Annotated in this window: 15 protein-coding genes and 2 riboswitches; of the genes, 8 read left to right on the forward strand and 7 right to left on the reverse strand. The window is 68.5% G+C overall.

Annotation, left to right across the window (positions count from 1 at the left end):
- Positions 1-234 precede the first annotated feature (234 nt).
- Positions 235-498, forward strand: a complete 264-nt coding sequence (gene vapB, locus J8I35_RS12435; RefSeq protein ID WP_050012619.1) for a type II toxin-antitoxin system VapB family antitoxin — start codon at positions 235-237, stop codon at positions 496-498.
- The gene (locus tag J8I35_RS12440; RefSeq protein ID WP_089488429.1) at positions 495-911 is read left to right on the forward strand and encodes a PIN domain-containing protein; all 417 of its coding nucleotides are present in this window, start codon (positions 495-497) and stop codon (positions 909-911) included. The genes vapB and J8I35_RS12440 overlap by 4 nt, the downstream gene beginning before the upstream one ends.
- Before the next feature lie 44 nt (positions 912-955).
- On the opposite strand, the gene J8I35_RS12445 is transcribed toward J8I35_RS12440, so the two are convergent.
- Both J8I35_RS12445 and J8I35_RS12450 read right to left on the reverse strand, forming a co-directional pair.
- Positions 956-1,861: a nucleotidyl transferase AbiEii/AbiGii toxin family protein gene (locus J8I35_RS12445; protein ID WP_050012620.1), complete on the reverse strand. Its 906-nt coding sequence runs from the start codon at positions 1,859-1,861 to the stop codon at positions 956-958.
- Positions 1,830-2,900 (reverse strand): type IV toxin-antitoxin system AbiEi family antitoxin, encoded by a 1,071-nt coding sequence (locus J8I35_RS12450; RefSeq protein ID WP_209925686.1) that lies wholly within the window; start codon positions 2,898-2,900, stop codon positions 1,830-1,832. The genes J8I35_RS12445 and J8I35_RS12450 overlap by 32 nt, the downstream gene beginning before the upstream one ends.
- A gap of 359 nt (positions 2,901-3,259) precedes the next feature.
- Here J8I35_RS12450 and J8I35_RS12455 point away from each other — a divergent pair, with 359 nt between their 5' ends.
- Positions 3,260-4,423, forward strand: coding sequence for a M20 aminoacylase family protein (locus J8I35_RS12455; RefSeq protein WP_209925592.1), 1,164 nt, complete (start codon positions 3,260-3,262; stop codon positions 4,421-4,423).
- Between the two features lie 112 nt (positions 4,424-4,535).
- The gene (locus tag J8I35_RS12460) at positions 4,536-4,823 is read left to right on the forward strand and encodes a type II toxin-antitoxin system ParD family antitoxin (RefSeq protein ID WP_209925600.1); all 288 of its coding nucleotides are present in this window, start codon (positions 4,536-4,538) and stop codon (positions 4,821-4,823) included.
- Positions 4,824-4,858: 35 nt separating this feature from the next.
- Here J8I35_RS12460 and J8I35_RS12465 read toward each other — a convergent pair whose 3' ends face one another.
- The 4 genes from J8I35_RS12465 to cobA are packed head-to-tail and all read right to left on the reverse strand — an operon-like array spanning position 4,859 to position 7,992.
- Positions 4,859-6,169, reverse strand: coding sequence for a cobyrinate a,c-diamide synthase (locus J8I35_RS12465; RefSeq protein WP_209925602.1), 1,311 nt, complete (start codon positions 6,167-6,169; stop codon positions 4,859-4,861).
- A 2-nt stretch (positions 6,170-6,171) separates the two neighbouring features.
- Entirely contained in the window at positions 6,172-6,774 is a 603-nt protein-coding gene (cobO, locus tag J8I35_RS12470; protein WP_050012624.1) for a cob(I)yrinic acid a,c-diamide adenosyltransferase, read from the reverse strand.
- A gap of 34 nt (positions 6,775-6,808) precedes the next feature.
- Entirely contained in the window at positions 6,809-7,186 is a 378-nt protein-coding gene (locus J8I35_RS12475) for a cobalamin biosynthesis protein (RefSeq protein WP_209925604.1), read from the reverse strand.
- Positions 7,183-7,992: a uroporphyrinogen-III C-methyltransferase gene (gene cobA, locus J8I35_RS12480; protein WP_245170217.1), complete on the reverse strand. Its 810-nt coding sequence runs from the start codon at positions 7,990-7,992 to the stop codon at positions 7,183-7,185. The genes J8I35_RS12475 and cobA overlap by 4 nt, the downstream gene beginning before the upstream one ends.
- 109 nt (positions 7,993-8,101) lie before the next feature.
- Positions 8,102-8,338, reverse strand: a riboswitch (cobalamin riboswitch).
- Positions 8,339-8,636: 298 nt separating this feature from the next.
- On the opposite strand from cobA, the gene J8I35_RS12485 reads away from it, so the two are divergent.
- A complete protein-coding gene (locus J8I35_RS12485) occupies positions 8,637-10,133 on the forward strand; it encodes an EAL domain-containing protein (RefSeq protein WP_209925606.1) in 1,497 nt (498 codons plus the stop codon).
- A gap of 93 nt (positions 10,134-10,226) precedes the next feature.
- Here the strand turns inward: J8I35_RS12485 and J8I35_RS12490 are convergent, their stop codons facing one another.
- Positions 10,227-12,365: a TonB-dependent siderophore receptor gene (locus J8I35_RS12490; RefSeq protein WP_209925607.1), complete on the reverse strand. Its 2,139-nt coding sequence runs from the start codon at positions 12,363-12,365 to the stop codon at positions 10,227-10,229.
- A gap of 152 nt (positions 12,366-12,517) precedes the next feature.
- Positions 12,518-12,783: riboswitch (cobalamin riboswitch) on the forward strand.
- A gap of 220 nt (positions 12,784-13,003) precedes the next feature.
- Here J8I35_RS12490 and cobW point away from each other — a divergent pair.
- From cobW to J8I35_RS12505, 3 genes are read left to right on the forward strand one after another with little or no spacing between them, the layout of a single operon-like run.
- On the forward strand, positions 13,004-14,092 hold the full coding sequence (cobW, locus tag J8I35_RS12495; protein ID WP_209925608.1) for a cobalamin biosynthesis protein CobW: 1,089 nt from the start codon (positions 13,004-13,006) through the stop codon (positions 14,090-14,092).
- A gap of 6 nt (positions 14,093-14,098) precedes the next feature.
- A complete protein-coding gene (cobN, locus tag J8I35_RS12500) occupies positions 14,099-17,908 on the forward strand; it encodes a cobaltochelatase subunit CobN (protein WP_209925609.1) in 3,810 nt (1,269 codons plus the stop codon).
- Entirely contained in the window at positions 17,905-18,978 is a 1,074-nt protein-coding gene (locus J8I35_RS12505) for an ATP-binding protein (protein WP_209925610.1), read from the forward strand. Before cobN ends, J8I35_RS12505 begins: the two co-directional genes overlap by 4 nt.
- The last annotated feature ends 55 nt before the right edge of the window (positions 18,979-19,033 follow it).

The following is a 19,033-nucleotide window of genomic DNA, read 5'->3' on the forward strand; positions in this document are numbered from 1 at the left end:
CGTCGGTGCGACGGCCTGCGTAGCCTGGCGATGCGCATGCATCGGCCGTCCGGTATATGGACCGCGCGGCCTGCGTCGTGAAGAATGGATCGCTCCTCTCATCGACGACAGGCCGGCAGCATGAATCAGACATCCGCGACAACGTGGGACGCAACCGCGAATGCGCGTCCCGACAAATTGACATATGCCAGCATATGTTTAGAATGGGCGCATCGTACTCCCATGGAGTGGCTCATGCGCACTGTTTCCATTTTCAAGAACGCCCGTAACCAGGCAATCCGCATCCCGAAGGACATGGAGTTCGAGGGTGTCACGGAACTCGAGATCCGCCGCGAGGGCGACACGCTGCTGTTGCGGCCGGTACGTCCCACGTGGCTGTCGTTCGCGAACGAACCGCTGGCCGATGCCGATTTCCTGGCCGAACGCCCGGCCGTCATCGAGTCCGGTCGCTTCGACCTGTCCGGCGATGCCGACGCGCCGTCGGAGTCCAACCGGTGACCACGCTCTACATGCTCGATACGAATATCTGTTCGTTCATCATGCGCGAGCGGCCGCCCGTGGTGCTGTCGCGGTTGCAGTCGTGCGTCAACGCACAGCACCGGATCGTCGTGTCGGCCGTGACCTACGCCGAGATGCGCTTTGGCGCGGTGGGCAAGAAAGCGTCGCCGAAGCATGCGGAACTCGTGACGGCCTTCGTTTCGCGGTTGGATGGCGTGCTGTCGTGGGATTCGGCGGCAGTCGACGCCACCGCCGCGATTCGGGCGGATCTCGCCCTACGCGGCACGCCGATCGGCGCGAACGATGCGTCGATCGCCGGACATGCGATCGCGGCCGGCGCGGTGCTGGTCACGAACAACGGCCGCGAATTCAGTCGTGTCGCGGGGTTGCCCGTCGAAGACTGGGTGGCTTGACCCCGACGCGCGGCAGCGTCGTCCGCTTGCCGGGCTGCGTCACGTCACACGCGGCGGGCGGGTGGGCCGGCAAGAAAGGCGTCACGGAACGCGTCGAGATACCGGTCCGCGTCGTCGTCGAACTCACCCGGCAACAGCGCGAACGCACGTGCCAGCAGGTCCTGCCCGAGCATCGCGTACATCGTTTCGTCGGCTAGCAGCGCGTGAATGGCGTCGCGCGTATGCGGCAACGCAATCCGTTTCGCATCGCGCGCCAGCAACGCCGCCGCCGCCAGCTCCGGCTGGAAACCATGTCGTTCCACCAGATCGGGCGCGACGTCCCAGATGCGCTCGCGATTACCCGCGTCGTGAAAATGCGTGAGCAGGAACAGCAGGTCGTACGCGTCGCTGTTCTGGCGCGCGCGCCGGTCCTTCCACGCAAGCAGCTTCAGCAGCACGAGCGCCGGCAGGCTGGCCACCGGCACCACGACGCCCGCGCCGACCGACACGGGCAGTGCCGTATCGACCGCCTCCTGGAAACCCAGCACGTTCAGCACGAACTCGCCGCCGGGCGGCCACGCGATTTCCCCGGGCGGCGTTTCGAGCGGCCCGAACGGCACGAGATCGAGTTCGGTGCGAAAACCCGGCGTGCCGCTGTCGAACAGCAGCTTCTGCTGATGCTTCGGCGCGTGCGCGAATTGTCCGGTCGCGACGAGCGCATCGACGAGCTGCGCGTGAAACGGCCAGCTCACCGCGCATACGGCAACGTCGACATCCCGCGTCGCACGCACCGGACGGATGCCGTGCACGTGCCACATCAGAATGTCGCGCGCGGTCGCACCGGCCACGACGAAGGCCGCGTCGAGATGCGCGCAGGCCGCGCCGACCGCTTGCAGCAGCGCGACCGCCGCCGGCTCGAGCGGCCGGCTCGCATCGATTTCAAGCGGGCGGGTGGGCGAGGTATCGGTCATGGAGCTGCGCGGCGGCGGCAAGGTTGCGGCTGTCTCCGGACGAGACGAGATCCGCATAGATCAGAAGCGGCGGCACGAGCGGCACATCCTGCTCGCGCCAGTCGAGCGCCGGCGAGCGCGGCCAGAACGCTTCGAGGATTTCGACGTCGCCACGTTCGTCCGGACGCATGCGGCCTTGCAGCAGCAGGCGGTTCGGCACGGCGCCGTGCGTATAGACGGTGATCGTGGCCGGCTTCAGATCGTGAGTCAGCAGATCGGCCGCGGGTTCGCCGCCGAGTTGCGCATCGAAGGACGCGAAATCGAAGTCGCGCCACCAGTCTGGCGAGATCGCGGCAAACCGCCGGGCCGGCAACTTCGCGCGCAGGCGGCTCGGGTAGAGCGCGACCCACTCCTGTACGAAGCGCGGCCAGTCGGGAATCAGGCGCTCGCCGTTGCGCCGTTGCGCGACGAGGCCGCGCGCGATCAGATCGTCCATCGCAAGGTTGACCGTGCCGAGCGCGACGCCCGACGCGGCGGCAATCCCCCGATACGGCTGCGCGACGAGGCCCGACTGCGTCGCGAGTGCGAACATCACGGCGAGCCCCTTCGGCGTGGTCGCGCGTGACGCCTGACGGCGCGGCGTGCGGGCAGGTTTCGGCCGACCGGCGATCATCACGGTGGCCTCCGGCTGGATCAGGCTCGCATTGCCGGCGGTATCGAGAAACGGGATGTCGTGCTCGATCAGGCGGGCGGCCAGTTCGGCGGAAAAATAAGGCGCGACCAGCATCAGCGGCCGCTCGCCCGGCGCCGGCGTGCCGCCGCGGCGACGCAGCGCCGCGAGCGCGCCCTGCAGCGATTCGACGCCGATGCTCACGGCCGCCGGCATCTCGATAGTCTGCCCGGCGATGTCGAAGCGGATCATTGCGTCGGCGCGCGCCCGGTACGTCGCCGGCACGCGCACGGGCCGCGCAGCGAAGCGCCGGCTCGCGCGCGCGAACGCGGCACAGGCCTCATCGAGCACGTGCTGTTCCGATATCGGAAGAGGAGCGTTTGCGGGCATCACGGAGGATCGATTGTTCACTGTTTTGTCAGCGTACACAAAAAATGTACATTCGTCAAAAAATGAACAAACGTTCCCAACCATTTGATGTAAATGGATTATTCCAGATTGTTGGGCGACACCCAACGATCCCCTCCGCATGAAAATTCGAACCTGAACACACAGTGTCGTGCGTGCCGATCGCCAGCGGCAGTCGTCCGGACGGCATAGCGCTCGCGAGGGCCACGCTTCGTCCCCTGCGTGCGCGATCCGACCGGCAATCAGTGGTTGCCGCCACGACGACTTTCTGTCTGTCCGGTTGCTGCTCATCGCACTATCCTTGCCTGCACATTCCCCACTGCACAACAGGAGACGACACCGTGACGCACAGCGTGATCCCCGCAGGCCTCGCCGACGAAATGATCGAGATCCGGCACCGCATCCATGCGCATCCCGAACTGGGTTTCGAGGAATTCGCGACGAGCGACCTCGTCGCCGAGCAGCTGCAGTCGTGGGGCTACGCCGTGCATCGCGGGCTCGGCGGCACCGGCGTCGTCGCGCAGTTGAAAGTGGGCGACGGCGCGCAGCGCCTCGGCCTGCGCGCCGACATGGACGCGCTGCCGATCCACGAAGCGACGGGCCTGCCGTACCAGAGCACGGTCCCCGGCAAGATGCACGCGTGCGGCCACGACGGGCACACGGCGATGTTGCTCGCGGCCGCGAAGCATCTCGCGCGCGAACGCCGCTTCTCGGGCACGCTGAACCTGATTTTCCAGCCGGCCGAGGAAGGGCTCGGCGGTGCGAAGAAGATGCTCGACGAAGGGCTGTTCGAGCAATTTCCGTGTGACGCGATCTTCGCGATGCACAACATGCCGGGCTTCCCGACCGGCAAGTTCGGTTTCCTGCCGGGGCCGTTCATGGCGTCGTCGGATACCGTCGTCATCGACGTGCAGGGCCGCGGCGGCCACGGCGCGGTGCCGCACCGGGCGATCGATCCGGTGGTCGTGTGCGCGCAGATCGTGCTGGCGTTGCAGACGATCGTGTCGCGCAACGTGTCGCCGCTCGACATGGCGATCATCACGGTCGGCGCGATCCACGCGGGCGACGCGCCGAACGTGATTCCCGATCGCGCGCAGATGCGCCTGTCGGTGCGCGCGCTGAAGCCCGACGTGCGCAACCTGCTCGAAACGCGCATCAAGGAGGTCGTCCATGCGCAGGCGGCCGTGTTCGGCGCGACCGCGACGATCGACTACCAGCGCCGCTATCCGGTGCTCGTGAACGATGCGGAGATGACGGCGTTCGCGCGCGGCGTCGCACGCGAATGGGGCGGCGAAGCCAATCTGATCGACGGGATGGTGCCGCTCACCGGCAGCGAGGATTTCGCGTTCCTGCTCGAGAAACGGCCGGGCTGCTATCTGATCATCGGCAACGGCGACGGGGAGGGCGGCTGCATGGTGCATAACCCCGGCTACGACTTCAACGATGCGGTGCTGCCGACTGGCGCGTCGTACTGGGTGAAGTTGGCCGAGGCGTTTCTGGTGTGATGGAGGATGCGGCGCGAGGTTGGGGCCGGGCATTCACAATCCGCTCCCAGTCATGACAGACGGCATGTACCTGGCCTTGGTATATGCCCATCGTGCTCAAACGAAGTGAATCATGTCGAGAAAAGCGCCTGTTCCTCCAGACGATCACGTTGTCGAGTACGTCGACGCCGGCGGGCTGACGGAGCGATGTTCCGATAGCGACACCATGCGAGCGAGATGGCGGCCGCCCGAATCATGCAACGCACAGGTGCGTGCGTTGCATGACGCGCTGGACGCCGGGGAGGCCTCCGGTCATCCCAAGACGTTCGACGGAGAAACCTTCCTGGCTCGCATGCGGGCGCAACGCGTTGCGGTCAAGGCCGGTCACGCCTGGTCACACGCTTCCTGTCCCGAATCCTGAAGAGCGTTGGCGTCGTACCGCCGAAGGCCGGCCGATCATGTCTCGAATGCTTCCCCACCGAACAGCGCCACGACCGCATCCGGATTCGACGGCCAGTACATGTGCATGTACGTCGCGACGATCGCACCCGCGCGATAAACGGCTTCGCCGCTGCCAGCCTCGCCATCGGGCCGGGCCGCGGTCGCGACCGGCGCCAGCGCCGTATCCAGTCGCGAATAATGAAACGTATGGCCGCGCATCGGCCCGGTGCGCGTATCGAGCTGCTGCATGCCGAGCGCCGCGAACCGGCGCTGCATCGTCGCATGCCCCGGCAGCAGGCCGAGCATCGGCGTCGTCGAGCCGTCCACGTCGGTCAGCGATTCGCACAGGTACACCATCCCCCCGCATTCCGCGACGATCGGCCGGCCGGCTGCCGCATGCGCGCGAATCGTCCGTGCGGTCAGCGCATTCCCGGCAAGCGTCGCCGCGTGCAGTTCCGGATAGCCGCCGGGCAAAAACAATGCATCGCAATCGTCGGGCACGGGTTCGTCGGCGAGCGGCGAGAAGAACCGCGGCTCGGCACCGAGCGTATCCAGCAACGCGAGATTGGCCGGATAGATGAACGAAAACGCCGCATCGCGCGCCACCGCGATCCGCTTGCCGGCCAGCGCGCGCGGCAGCGGCGCGGCCACGTCCGGTTCCGCGAACGTGACGGCAGCCGGCAACTCGACAAGCGCGGTTTGCGCGAGCACATCGGCCGCGCGCTCGAGCCGTGCATCGAGATCGTCGATATCGGCCGGCTGATGCAGCCCGAGATGCCGCTCCGGCAACGCGATGCCTGCATCGGCCGGCACGTGCCCGAGCCAGCGCAGGTCGTCGGGCAACGCCTGTTGCAGCAATTCCGCGTGCCGTGCCGAGCCGACGCGGTTCGCCAGCACGCCGTGAAACGGCACCTCGGGCCGGAACCGCGCGAGCCCGAACGCGATCGCCGCGAACGTCTGCGCCATCGCCTTCGCCGAAATCACCGCGACGACCGGCACGCCGAACGCGGCCGCGAGATCGGCGCTGCTCGGCGTGCCGTCGAATAGCCCCATCACGCCTTCGATCAGGATCAGGTCCGCGTCGTGCGCGGCGTCGGCGAGCAGCGCGCGGCAACCGGCCTCGCCGACCATCCCGAGATCGAGCGCATGCACGGGTGCGCCGCACGCGCGTTCGAGCAGCATCGGATCGAGAAAATCCGGCCCGGTCTTGAACACGCGCACGCGACGGCCGAGCCGGCGGTGCAGCCGCGCGAGGCCGGCCGTCACCGACGTCTTGCCCTGTCCGGACGCGGGCGCGCTGACGAACAGCGCGGGGCAGGCCGGCATGCTCAGAACTCCACGCCGCGCTGCGCCTTCACGCCTTGCTCCTTGTACGGATGCTTGACGAGCCGCATTTCGGTGACGAGATCGGCCGCATCGATCAGCGCATCGGGCGCGTGCCGCCCGGTGACGACGACGTGCACCGACTCCGGTCGAGCCGTGAGCGTCGCGAGCACTTCGTCGAGCGGCAGGTATTCGTACTTCAGCACGGTGTTCAGCTCGTCGAGGATCACCATCCGGTAATCGCCGCTTTCGATCATCCGGCGCGCCTCGTCCCAGCCCTTGCGCGCGGTCGCGATGTCGGCGTCGCGGTTTTGCGTGTTCCACGTATAGCCGTCGCCCATCGTCACGAAATCGCACTCCGCGACCGCGCCGAGGAAGTCGCGCTCGGACGTATGCAGCGCGCCCTTGATGAACTGCACGACACCGAGCCGCATCCCGTGGCCGAGCACGCGCACGGCCATCCCGAACGCGGCCGTGCTCTTGCCCTTGCCGTTGCCGGTGTGGACGATCAGCAGGCCCTTTTCCTGGGTGGCGGCGGCCTGTTTCTTTTCATGGCCGGCGCGGCGGCGTTCGGCCATCCGCTGATGGGATTCGGAATCGGTCTTCATCGGGAGTCGTCCTGTCGAAAGCGAAACAATGGGTTCAAAGCGGGCCGGCGAGCGCGACCGTCACGCCGTCCCGGATGGATTTGGGGCCGAGCAGCCGGCCGTGCGGCGCGGCGAGCTGCGCGCACGGCTCGGCTACGCCCGCGATGCCGAAGCGGGCGAGCGCGGCGCCGGACGGACCGCTCGTGGCCAGTTCCGGGCGGCTCGCGAGTTGCGCCGCGTCGAACGCGACGAGCGGCCAGCCGCGGCGCGCGCACAGCGTGCGCAGCGCACGGGCGCGCGCCTTGTCGGCGAGCGTCGCGACGAGCGCCGGTTCGGCGGCCGGGTAGCACGCGAGCGCGGCGCGGATCGCGGCATCGAGTTGCGCGGCCGTGACGCCCGCGCGGAAACCGACACCGAGCGCGACGCGCATCATGCGTGGCCGCGGAGCGCCGCACGCACCGCCGGATCGTCGGCGAGCGCCGCGACGCGGCCGATCACGACGATCGCCGGCGAGCCGATACCGGTTTCCGCGATGCGATCGACGAGCGTATCGAGCGTCGCGACGACGTGGCGCTGTTCGGGGCGCGTCGCGTTCTCGATCGCCGCGCACGGCGTGTCGGCGGGCAGCCCGCCGTCGCGCAACGCCGCGGCAATCGCGTCGAGCCGGCGGATGCCCATGTAGACCACGATCGTCATGCGGGTGGCCGCGAGTGCGCGCCAGTCGGGCTCGTCGGCCCCCGCGCCGTGGCCCGTGACGAAGATCACGCCTTGCGCGTCGCCGCGGTGCGTGACCGGGATGCCGAGCGCGGCCGGCGCGGCGATGCCCGCGGTGATTCCGTTGACGACTTCCACCGGACAACCCGCCGCACCGAGCGCGATCAGCTCCTCGCCGCCGCGGCCGAACACGAACGGATCGCCGCCCTTGAGCCGCGCGACGCTGCGGCCCGCGCGCAGGTGCGCGAGCATCGCGGCCACGATCGCCGCCTGCGGCGTCGACGCATGGCCGCCACGCTTGCCGACGTGCTCGATCAGCGCATCGGCGCGCGCATGGCGCAGCACGTCGGGGTTCACGAGATCGTCGACGAGCAGCACGTCGGCCGCGCCGATCGCGCGCACGGCCCGGAGCGTCAGCAGGTCGGCGTCGCCGGGGCCGGCGCCGATCAGCCACGCGCGGCTCATCGCGCGCGGCACGGCGCGCACCGTGTCGAAACAGTGGAACAGGGAAGGCGGGCGGCGCATCGGCGGCCGGCGGGCAGGCAGTGCATGTCGGATCGGGCGAAACCCGCGCGAACGCGGGTGGAATGCGCACCCCATCCGTTCCCCGCGGATCGGGCGTTCGGCGAGCATCGCGCTCGCCCCTTGCGTCGGCCGGTATCCGGGCTGGCCGCTTGCCAGGCCGCAGCCTTCCCGCCCGTCGAAGGGCAGTGGCATCGCGGGCGGCCTGGGCGCACGCGCGGGAAAGCGCGTTGCGCGGGCGGCGTACCGTTGCGGGGACAGCACAGGCCGGGCGGATGTCCGCCTCCTGTTTCCCGTTTAACTGCATGCGCGGAATGCGCATGCGAGCACCGAACGCGGCGCATACGATAGCACAGCGTGCGTCGGGCGCGAGGCCGGCGAACCGCGCCCGCATCCGTCCGGGACTCAATCCGGGGAAGAGGCATTGCGTACCCGCAATATTGGTGTGCAATCATCTGGTCGACATCGTAAGCAAGGCGCCGGCTTCGGGCTGCCAGTCGCACGAAGCTGACGAGACCCATACCAAAATCGGCTCGCTCTGCCGGACCTGCAGGGCGATGGCCACTACATCGCGAAGTGCCGCGCCTATGGCGAACGTACGCAGATGGACAACCTCCAGTGGGGCCGGTTATGCACTCGCGATCGGCATGCTGGTCGTTTCGGCAGGACTGGCGCTGAAAGCCTGGCCGCTTGTTACGAAGACCGTGCTGGCGCAATCGGTTGCGGGGCTGGGGGCGCAAGTCGTGCAGCAGATCGACCTTGTGTTCGATTCGGCGGCCAGGACGCTTGCCGACGTGGATGCTTCCCCGTACGCGGACTGCTCGCCGCGAGACTTGCGCCTGTTGCGATCGGCTTCCGTGCAGTCGAAGTACGTCAAGGACGTCGGACGCCTGTCGGGCACCGATCTGCTTTGCACGACGATGCTGGGCATGCTGTCCAGGCCCTTTTCTCCGAAGCGGCAGCCATTCCGGCTGACCGACGCGATGTCGGCCTTCTGGACCGTGCCGTTGTTGTCGAGTCCTGACACGCTGGGGCTCGTGGTCGCGGGAAGGAGGGCGAACCTGCTGATGGATCTGGACGCATTCAGGGTACTGCCGCCGTCAGGTCTGCACTACGTGATCGGGCTCAAAGGCCACCCAACCGCGCTCGTCATCGGGCTCGACGCGCGCGGCGTCCCGGCGTACGTCGATGCCAGCCAGGTGCCGGGGTTTCGGGCCGGCAAATCATTCTGCTCGGCCCGCGTGCCGGTGTGCACGATCGTCGTCGTGACACCGCAAGCACTGGCAAACGCCAGTCGGCACGCCGCCTGGCTGCTGGGGATCGCCGGTGGCGCGGCGGGCTGCTGTCTGGGGCTCGGGGCGCTGATGCTGCACCGACGGTGGACGGCGCTTCCCGCGCAGATACGTCGAGCGCTGGCAAACGGGCAATTTGTCCTGCGCTATCAGCCGATCGTCGCGCTGGGCGCGTCATCGCGGATCGTCTCCGCCGAGGCGCTGATCCGCTGGATCGACGGGCCAGCCGCACCCGACGTGTTCATTGCCGACGCCGAACGCGCCGGCATGATCGCCGACGTCACGGCCTTCGTCGTGCGCACGGTCCTGCGGGAGATGCGCCTGCTGTTCGACAGCGAGCCGGACTTTCGCGTGACCATCAACGTCAGCGCTGACGAACTGCGGGACGGCAGCCTGATGGCGACGCTGGACCGTTGCTGGCCGGCCGGATTGTCGCGCAAGCATGTCGGCTTCGAACTGACCGAACGGTCGACCGTGGAACTGCCGGAAATTGTGCCGGCGCTTCGGCAATTGCGCGATCTCGGGCATCCCGTCTACATGGACGATTTCGGCACGGGCTACTCCAGCCTGAGCCTGTTGCAGCATCTTCCGATCGACTACATCAAGGTCGACCGTTCGCTTCTGCCAGCCGCGCCGCAGCATGACGGCACCTCGATCATTCCGGAGATCCTCGCGATTGCCCGTCGGCTCGGGGTCGGCGTGGTCTTTGAGGGCGTCGAGACCCGTGAGCAGGCGCAGATGCTCGACATCCCGGGGCTGTCGATCGGCGCGCAGGGCTGGTATTTCGGGCGTCCCGATACAGTGCAAGCGCTGCAGGAAGCGATCGCGGAGCAGTCGCCGCGAACCGGCTGAGCATCCGGACCGAAACGCCGGTCGCGACGACCGCTCGTCTTGACGCCGTCCCCCGCGGGCCGGCCGTGCGGGGCGTCGGCGCGGCCCGCGCGGTCAGAACTTGTACGCCGCCGTCAGCGTGAACATGCGTGGCGCACCGGGCATGATCTGCGCGAGGCCCGTCGCATTCGCGTAATAGTCGCGATCGGTCAGGTTGACGGCCGCCAGCGTGACCTCGAAGTCGCGCGTGCGATAGCCGGCCTTGCCGTCCCAGCGAACGTAGGCGGGTAGTTCGAGCAGGTTGTCGCGATCGGCGTAACGCGCACCTTCGTACACCAGCCCGAGTTCGGCGAAAAATCCGCGCAGCGGCGCATGGCTGACGAACAGGCTGCCGTTCGCCCCGGACACGCCCGCCGACCGCTTGCCCGCGTACTTCGGCTCGGCGTCGACCACCCGCGCGTGTTGCCAGCCGATGCCGCCGCGGACGAACCAGTCGCCCGTGAGCCGGCCGGCGACGCCCAGTTCCAGGCCGCGATTGCGTTCGAGGCCGGTGAGGTCGAAAAAGCCCGGCCGAACCGGGTCGGCGACGCGGCGGTTGTACAGATCGAGCTGAAACAGTGCGAGGGTCGTGGTGAGCGCGCCGCCGCGCCAGTCGCTTTTCACGCCGATCTCGTATTGGCGGTTGTATTGCGGGCCGAGATCGTTGGCGTTGCCGCGCGCGTCCGGCGTGATGCCGATCAGGTCGCCGCCGACCGGCGCGAAGCTCTTGCTGTACGACGCATACACGCTGTGCGCGCGGACCGGCGACCACACGACGCCGAGCCGCGGGCTCCATGCCGTCGTCGTGCGCCGCGAATGCAGATCGTTCAGCACGTTGGTCGAATCGACGTCGAAACGTTCGCCGCGCAGGCCGCCGAGCAACTTCCACGCTCGACCGAGGTCGATGCGGTCCTGCGCGAAGATCGCGTAGTCGCTCACGCGATGGCGGTTCATCGCATACGGGCGCGGCGCCGAACCGGCCAGAGCGAAACGATCCGGTCCGCTGATCGGGACCGGCGTCGCGTCGGCCTGCCAGAGCGTCGGACTGCGTTTCTGCCAGCCGTATTCGATGCCGAACAGCAGATGATGCAGCGCCGGTCCGGTCGCGACCTTGCCGCCCAGTTCGACGCCGGTCTGCACGTTGAGATGCGTCATGTCCTGCAGGTAGCGCGCCCGTTGCACGCGCCGGTAGTCGCGCGGCTTCGTGACGTAGCTTTGCGTGACGTAGGTATTGTCGAAGGTGCTGCGCAAATCCAGCACGCCCAGCGTATGACGCAGTTCCCAGTCGCCGCCGAGCGCGTGCGTGAAGACCGAGCGCCAGTTCATGTTCTGGTCACGGATGGTGTCGCGTCCCGCCGCACCGAAGAAGGTCGCGCGCCGCTCGGACGGCAGTGAGTACGCAACGGGTTTGCCGGCCGCGTCGAGCGCGGCGACCGGCGCCGGCATGCCGCGATCGGGCACGCGTCGGTACGCGTCGTATTCGAACTGCAGCAGCCAGCTGCGCCGCGCGTCCCGCCATTTGATCGACGGCGCGATGGTCTGGCGCGTGCCGTCGACGTGGTCGCGGAAGCTGCCGGCGTGTTCGCGTCCGGCATTGAGCCGCACGCTCCATGCGCTCGACAGCATCCGGTTGAGATCGACCGATGCGCCGAGCCGTCCATCACTGCCGGTCGCCGCCGACAGATGGCCGAAGTTTTCCGGCAACGGCTGCTTGGTGATGCGGTTGATGACGCCGCCGCCGCTGCCGCGCCCGTACAGCGCCGCCGCCGGCCCCTTCAGCACTTCGACGCGTTCGATGTTGCCGAGACTGCGCACGTATTGCGCATCGTCGCGCATGCCGTCGAGCAACAGGTCGCCCGCGGCGGAAAAGCCGCGAATGCGGAACGAATCGAAGCGCGTATCCGACGTATTGGACACGCCCGGCACGCCGGCCAGCGCGTCGGCCAGCGTGCGGCCGCCGTAGGACAGCGTTTCGTCGACTGCGACGCTGTCGATGGTTTGCGGGACGTCGCGCGGATCGCTCGCGGTGCGGGTTGCCGTGCTCACGCTTTCGGCGCGCGGATCGTTCGGATGACGGCGGCTGCGCACCTCGAGCGCGGGCAGTTCGTCGTCGAACTCGGCCGCCGGGGCAGGGAAGGAGGCCACGCCGGCGAGCGAGCACAGCGACAGGGCCAGCACAGGAAAGCGCCGCCCGGAGATCTGTCGTTTCGACATGAAAATTTAAGGATGACTGAGTGATTGCCTCACATTGCCGTTGCGCGGTTGCTGGTGTTGTTGTCGGGTGAATTTTATCCCGATCAGTTGAAAACGACAATCATTCGCGTCCGCTGAGGGCCGCTCGCCTTGACGCTCCCGGCCCCGCCGCCTACACTCGCACGCGTTTTGGTGCTCGCGCGCGCCGCTCCGGCACGCGCAGTTAAACGGGAAACAGGGAGCCTGCCTGCACCGCAGTCGAGCCAACCTGTGCTGCCCCCGCAACGGTAAGCGAACGCGTCGCGCGAGAAGCGCCACGCAGCGCCGCTTCGCCGCATGCCATGCGCATGCGGACGACCGCCACTGGATGCCGCGCATCCGGGAAGGCGAAGCGGCGTGTTCGTCAGCCCGGATACCGGCCTAAACGTTGGGGTTCAGCGCCGCGGGGAGGCGGCGCATCGTCCACGGCCGCAGCCGTGTTGGCATTCACGATGTCGACCGTTCGCAAGGAAGCACCATGTCCGATTCGTTGTTCCGCCCGCCGTGCGACTGTCCGCGCGGATCACGCGGCGAGCTTCCCGCGCACCGCCCGCTGAATGACCGCGCCGCCCCCGACGCGACGATCCCGTCCTGATTCCCTCTTCGACACCGGACCTACCATGACCCTACGCAAGCTGCCCGTCACGATCGTCACGGGCTTTCTCGGCAGCGGCAAGACGACGCTGATGCGCCATATCCTGCAGCACGCCGAAGGCCGCCGCATCGCGGTGATCGTCAACGAATTCGGCGAGCTCGGCATCGACGGCGAAATCCTCAAGGGCTGCGGCATCGGCTGCGACGATGCCGACGGCGCGCAGGGCGAAGCGCCGGGCCAGTTGTACGAACTCGCGAACGGCTGCCTGTGCTGCACCGTGCAGGAAGAGTTCTATCCGGTGATGGAAGCACTCGTCGAGCGCCGCGCGGACATCGACCACGTGCTGATCGAGACGTCGGGCCTCGCGCTGCCGAAGCCGCTCGTGCAGGCGTTCAACTGGCCGACGATCCGCAACAGCTTCACGGTCGACGCGGTCGTGACCGTCGTCGACGGGCCGGCCGCCGCGAGTGGCCAGTTCGCGGAAAACCCGCAGGCCGTCGACGCGCAGCGCCGCGCCGATCCGAACCTCGACCACGAATCGCCGCTGCACGAACTGTTCGCCGATCAACTGTCGTCAGCCGATCTCGTGATCGTGAACAAGGCCGACCTCGTCGGCGACGCCGAGTTCACGCAGATCGAAACCGCGATCCGCGAAGAAATCCCGCCGCAGGTGAAGATCGTGCGTGCGACGCGCGGCGAGCTCGATCTCGCGATGCTGCTCGGTCTCGAATCGGCGTCGGAGGACACGATCCATCTGCGGCACGACCATCACGGCTCGGCCGACGACGGCGATCACGATCATCATCACGACGATTTCGATTCGGTGGTGGTGTCGGGCGACGCCGGCACGCGCGAAGCGACGATCGCCGCATTGCAGCGGGTGGTCGAAGCGCACACGATCTATCGCGCGAAAGGTTTCGCCGCGCTGCCCGGCGCGCCGATGCGGCTCGTGATCCAGGGCGTCGGCCGCCGCTTCGACAGCTATTTCGACCGCCGCTGGCAGGACGGCGAAACGCGCGCGAGCCGCTTCGTGCTGATCGGCGAGGATCTCGACGCGGCCGCGCTGCAACGCGCGTTCGACGCCGCGTGCGCGGCCGAGCCGCAACAGGCGTAACGCACGATGCATCTGCTGCGCACCACGCCGGGCGGCTTCGTCGACGATACGCAGGGCGTCGTCCGGATCGACCAGCAGCCGGCCGACATCGTGATCCTGAGTTCGGCCGACACGACGCTGTCGCTGCTCGCGAGCGTCGTGCCGCACTTGCCGGCCGGGTTCCCGAGCGTGCGGCTCGCGAACGTCACGTTCCTGCGGCAGCCTGCGTCGGTCGATTTCTATGTCGACGACGTGCTGCGTCACGCGAAGACGGTCGTGATCGATCATCTCGGCGGCGAAGCGTACTGGCCGTACGGGATCGAGCAGGCCGTGTCGCTCGCGTCGAAGCGCGGGCAGCAGCTCGCGATGTTCTCGGGCGACCTGCAGGAGGACCCGAACCTCGTCGCGAAGAGCACGGTCGAGGCCGAGCTGTGCCGGCTGTGGTGGCGCTATCTGCGCGAAGGCGGCGTGCACAACGCCGACGCGCTGCTGCGCAGTATCGCGTTTCACACGCTCGGGTTCGGCGACGAGCCCGAACCGCCGCGCCCGCTGCCGGCCGCCGCGCTGTATCACCCGGCGCGCGACCGCGCGAGCGTCGACGACTGGCGGCCGCGCTGGACGCCGGGCGCGCCGGTCGTCGCGATCCTGTTCTATCGCGCGCACTGGCAGGCCGCGAACACGGCCGTGTTCGACGCGCTGGCCGATGCGTTGATCGACGAAGGATTGAATCCGCTGCCGATCGCGGTGACGTCGCTGAAGGACGCGGTGAGCCGCGAGGTCATCACGCAGCTGTGCGACACGCATGGCGTCGCGCTCGTGCTCAACACCACCGCGTTCGCGGCCGGCGCGATCGACAGCGCCGAGCCCGACGTGCTGGCCGGCGACGCGCCGGTGCTGCAGGTGATTCTGTCCGGCGGCAATCGCGACGCGTGGGTGGCCGACAACCAGGGGCTGCACGCCCGCGACATCGCGATGCATGTCGCGCTGCCCGAAGTCGATGGGCGCATCGTCACGCGCGCGGTGAGCTTCAAGGGGCTCGCGTATCATTGCCCGCACACTGAAGTCGACGTCGTGCGCTACCAGCCGGATGCGGAGCGGATCGCATTCGTCGCGGCGCTTGCGCGCGGCTGGTGCCGGCTGCGCACGCTGGATAATGCCGACAAGCGCATCGCGCTGATTCTCGCGAACTATCCGCAAAGTGAAGGACGGATCGGCAACGGCGTCGGGCTCGACACGCCGGCATCCGCGCTACGCGTGCTCGCGGCGCTGCGCGATGCGGGCTACACGGTGGCCGATCTGCCGTCTGACGGTGATGCGCTGATCGCGCAACTCACCGAAGGCGTGACCAACGATCCCGCCGTGCGCACGCTGCGTCCCGCGTTTCAGAGTTACGCGCTGGCCGACTACGTTGCGCGCTTCGCGCGACTGCCGGCGGCCGTGCGCGACGCGCTGAACGAACGCTGGGGGCCGCCCGAAGCGGACCCGACGCTGCGGCAGCAGCGCTTCACGATCGCCGGCTGGCGCGCGGGCAACGTGTTCGTCGGCATCCAGCCGTCGCGCTCGCGCGACGACAACGACTACGCGAGCTACCACGATGCGGATCTCGTGCCGCCGCACGCGTATCTCGCGTTCTATTTCTGGCTGCGCGATGCGTATCGCGTCGACGCGGTCATCCATCTCGGCAAGCACGGCAACCTCGAATGGCTGCCGGGCAAGAGCGTCGCGCTGTCCGACGCATGCTGGCCCGACCTGACGCTCGGGCCGCTGCCGCACCTGTATCCGTTCATCGTCAACGATCCGGGCGAGGGCAGCCAGGCGAAGCGCCGCGCGCAGGCGGTGATCGTCGATCACCTGATGCCGCCGCTCACGCGCGCGGAAAATTACGGCCCGCTGCAGGATCTCGAACGGCAGGTCGACGAATACTATGAAGCGCTGATGGTCGATGCGCGGCGCGCGAAGCTGTTGCGCAAGACGATCCTCGCGACGATCGCCGATCATCGTCTGCATGACGAACTGAGCGTGTCGCCGCCGCGCGATGCGGGCGACGAGGATGCGCTGCTCACGCGCGTCGATGCATGGCTGTGCGAATTGAAGGAAGCGCAGATCCGCGACGGGCTGCACGTGTTCGGCGCGTCGCCGGTCGAGCGCCAGCGGCGCGACACGCTGCTCGCATTGGCACGTTTTCCGGTCGGTGACGGCAAGGGCGAACGGGCTGGCCTGATCGGCGCGCTCGCGCACGATCTCGCGCTTGGCAGCGATTTCGACCCGCTTTCGGCCGACTGGGCCGCACCGTGGACCGGGCCGCGGCCGGCCGTGCTGCAAACGCTCGACGCGTCGCCGTGGCGGCATGCGGGCGATACGCGCGAGCGGCTCGAACGGCTGGCGCAGCATTGGCTCAACGTCGTGTGCGGAACCGCTTCGGAGGATTCCGGCCTCGACATGCCGCCGCCCGGCGAATGGCCGCATACGCTCGCGGTGCTCGAACGCGTGCGTTCGACGCTGTTGCCTGCGCTCGACGCGTGCGGCGGCGAGGAAATGCGGCAGTTGCTGCGCGGGCTCGACGGCCGCTTCGTGCCGCCGGGGCCGAGCGGTTCGCCGTCGCGCGGCCGTCCCGACGTGCTGCCCACGGGCCGCAATTTCTACTCGGTCGACACGCGCGCGGTGCCGACGCAGGCCGCGTGGTCGCTCGGGCTGAAATCCGCGCAGCAACTGATCGAACGCCATCTGCAGGATCACGGCGACTATCCGCGCGCGATCGGGCTGTCGGTCTGGGGAACGGCCACGATGCGCACCGGCGGCGACGACATCGCGCAGGCGTTCGCGCTGCTCGGCGTGCGGCCGAAATGGGCGCACGGCAGCCACCGCGTGACCGACTTCGAGATTTTGCCGATCGAGATATTCGACCGGCCGCGCATCGACGTGACGCTGCGCGTGTCCGGTTTCTTCCGCGATGCGTTCCCGAACCTGATGCATCTGTTCGACGCGGCCGTGCAGGCGGTTGCCGCACTCGACGAGCCCGAGGAACTGAACCCGATCCGCGCGCGCATCGAGCGCGAACGCGAGAAGTGGGTCGCGCAGGGCGTGGCGCCCGACGAAGCGCGCCGCCGCGCCGGCTGGCGCGTGTTCGGCGCGCGGCCGGGCAGCTACGGCGCGGGCCTGCAGGACCTGATCGACCAGCGGCGCTGGCAGACCGACGCCGATCTCGCGGATGCCTACCGTCGATGGGGCGGCCATGCATACGCGCAGAACAGCGCGGGCGACGCCGCGCCCGACGTGTTCGGCGAGCGGCTCGCGACGATCGACGTCGTCGTGCAGAACCAGGACAGCCGCGAGCACGACATTCTCGATTCGAACGACTACTACCAGTTCCAGGGTGGAATGACGGCGGCGGTGCGGCACCTGTCCGGGCAGCAGCCGAGTATCTATCACGGCGACCATGCGAACCCGGTCGCGCCGAAGATGCGCACGCTGCGCGAGGAAATCGCGCGCGTGATCCGCTCGCGCGTCGTCAACCCGAAATGGCTCGACGGCGTGAAGCGTCACGGCTACAAGGGTGCGGCCGAGCTGGCCGCGACCGTCGACTATCTATACGGCTATGACGCGACCGCGCGCGTGCTGTCCGATCACCAGTACGCGCTCGTCGCCGACGCGTACCTGTTCGACGACGCCACCCGCACGTTTCTCGAACGGCACAACCCGAACGCGCTGCACGGCATCTGCGAGCGCTTCGTCGAAGCGATGCAGCGCGGGCTGTGGCAGCAGCCGGGCCTTTATCGCGAGCGGATCGAGGCGATCTGGCTCGCCAGCGAACAACGTCAGGAAGGAGGACGGCGATGACCCATCCGACGACGCACCGCGCCCGCGCGGTTTTTCCGTTTGCGGCGCTCGTCGCGCAGGACGCGTTGCAGCAGGCGCTGCTGCTCGCCGCGATCGACCCGTCGCTCGGCGGCGTGCTCGTCAGCGGCCCGCGCGGCACCGCGAAATCGACGGCCGCGCGCGGCCTCGCGGAGCTGCTGCCGGAAGGGCAGTTCGTCACGCTGCCGCTGTCGGCGAGCGACGAGCAGGTGACGGGCACGCTCGATCTCGCGCACGCGCTGGCCGAAAACGGCGTGCGCTTCCGGCCGGGCCTGCTGGCGCGCGCGCATCGGGGCGTGTTGTATGTCGACGAAGTGAACCTGCTCGCCGACGGGCTCGTCGATACGCTGCTCGACGTCGCCGCGAGCGGCGTGAACATCGTCGAGCGCGATGGCGTGTCGCACGCGCACGACGCGCGCTTCGTGCTGGTCGGCACGATGAATCCCGAGGAGGGCGAGCTGCGTCCGCAACTGCTCGACCGCTTCGGGCTGATGGTCGAGCTGGAGAACTGCTTCGACGCTGCCCAGCGCGAGCGGATCGTGAAGGCGCGTCTTGCGTTCGATCTCGATCCGGATGCGTTTCGCGCGCGTCACGCGGCGGCCCAGCGGGCACTCGCGGACCGGATTGATGCGGCGCGTGCGCGGCTGGCGACGCTGGATTTCGATGATGCGGTCCATGCGCGCGTCAGCGCGCTGTGCATCGACGCGGCCGTCGACGGGTTGCGCGCCGATCTCGTGATGCTGCGCGCCGCGCGTGCGCTGGCCGCGCTGGAGCAGGCCGACGCGGTGACGGTGTCGCATGTGGCGCGCGTGGCCGAAGCCGTGCTGCGGCATCGGCGCCATGCGGGGCCGCCGCCGTCGCAGCAAGGTGGTGAGCACGACGATCGTTTGCGCTCGGATACACCACGGCAGCCCGACAAGCGACACGGCGGCACCGACGACACAGAGGCCGACGCGTCCGCATCGCAGGGCGACTGGGGCTACCTGCCGCCCGAACCGACCGGGCTGCGCGACGTGAAAAGCGTGGTGCCGCTGCCGCTAAAAAAACGCTGAGCCATCGAGCCGGCGCCGCCGCGAACGCGATTCGCGGTCCTCGATGGCAGACAGG

Source organism: Burkholderia sp. CpTa8-5 (genome assembly GCF_017815045.1).
Taxonomy (GTDB): Bacteria; Pseudomonadota; Gammaproteobacteria; order Burkholderiales; family Burkholderiaceae; genus Burkholderia; species Burkholderia sola.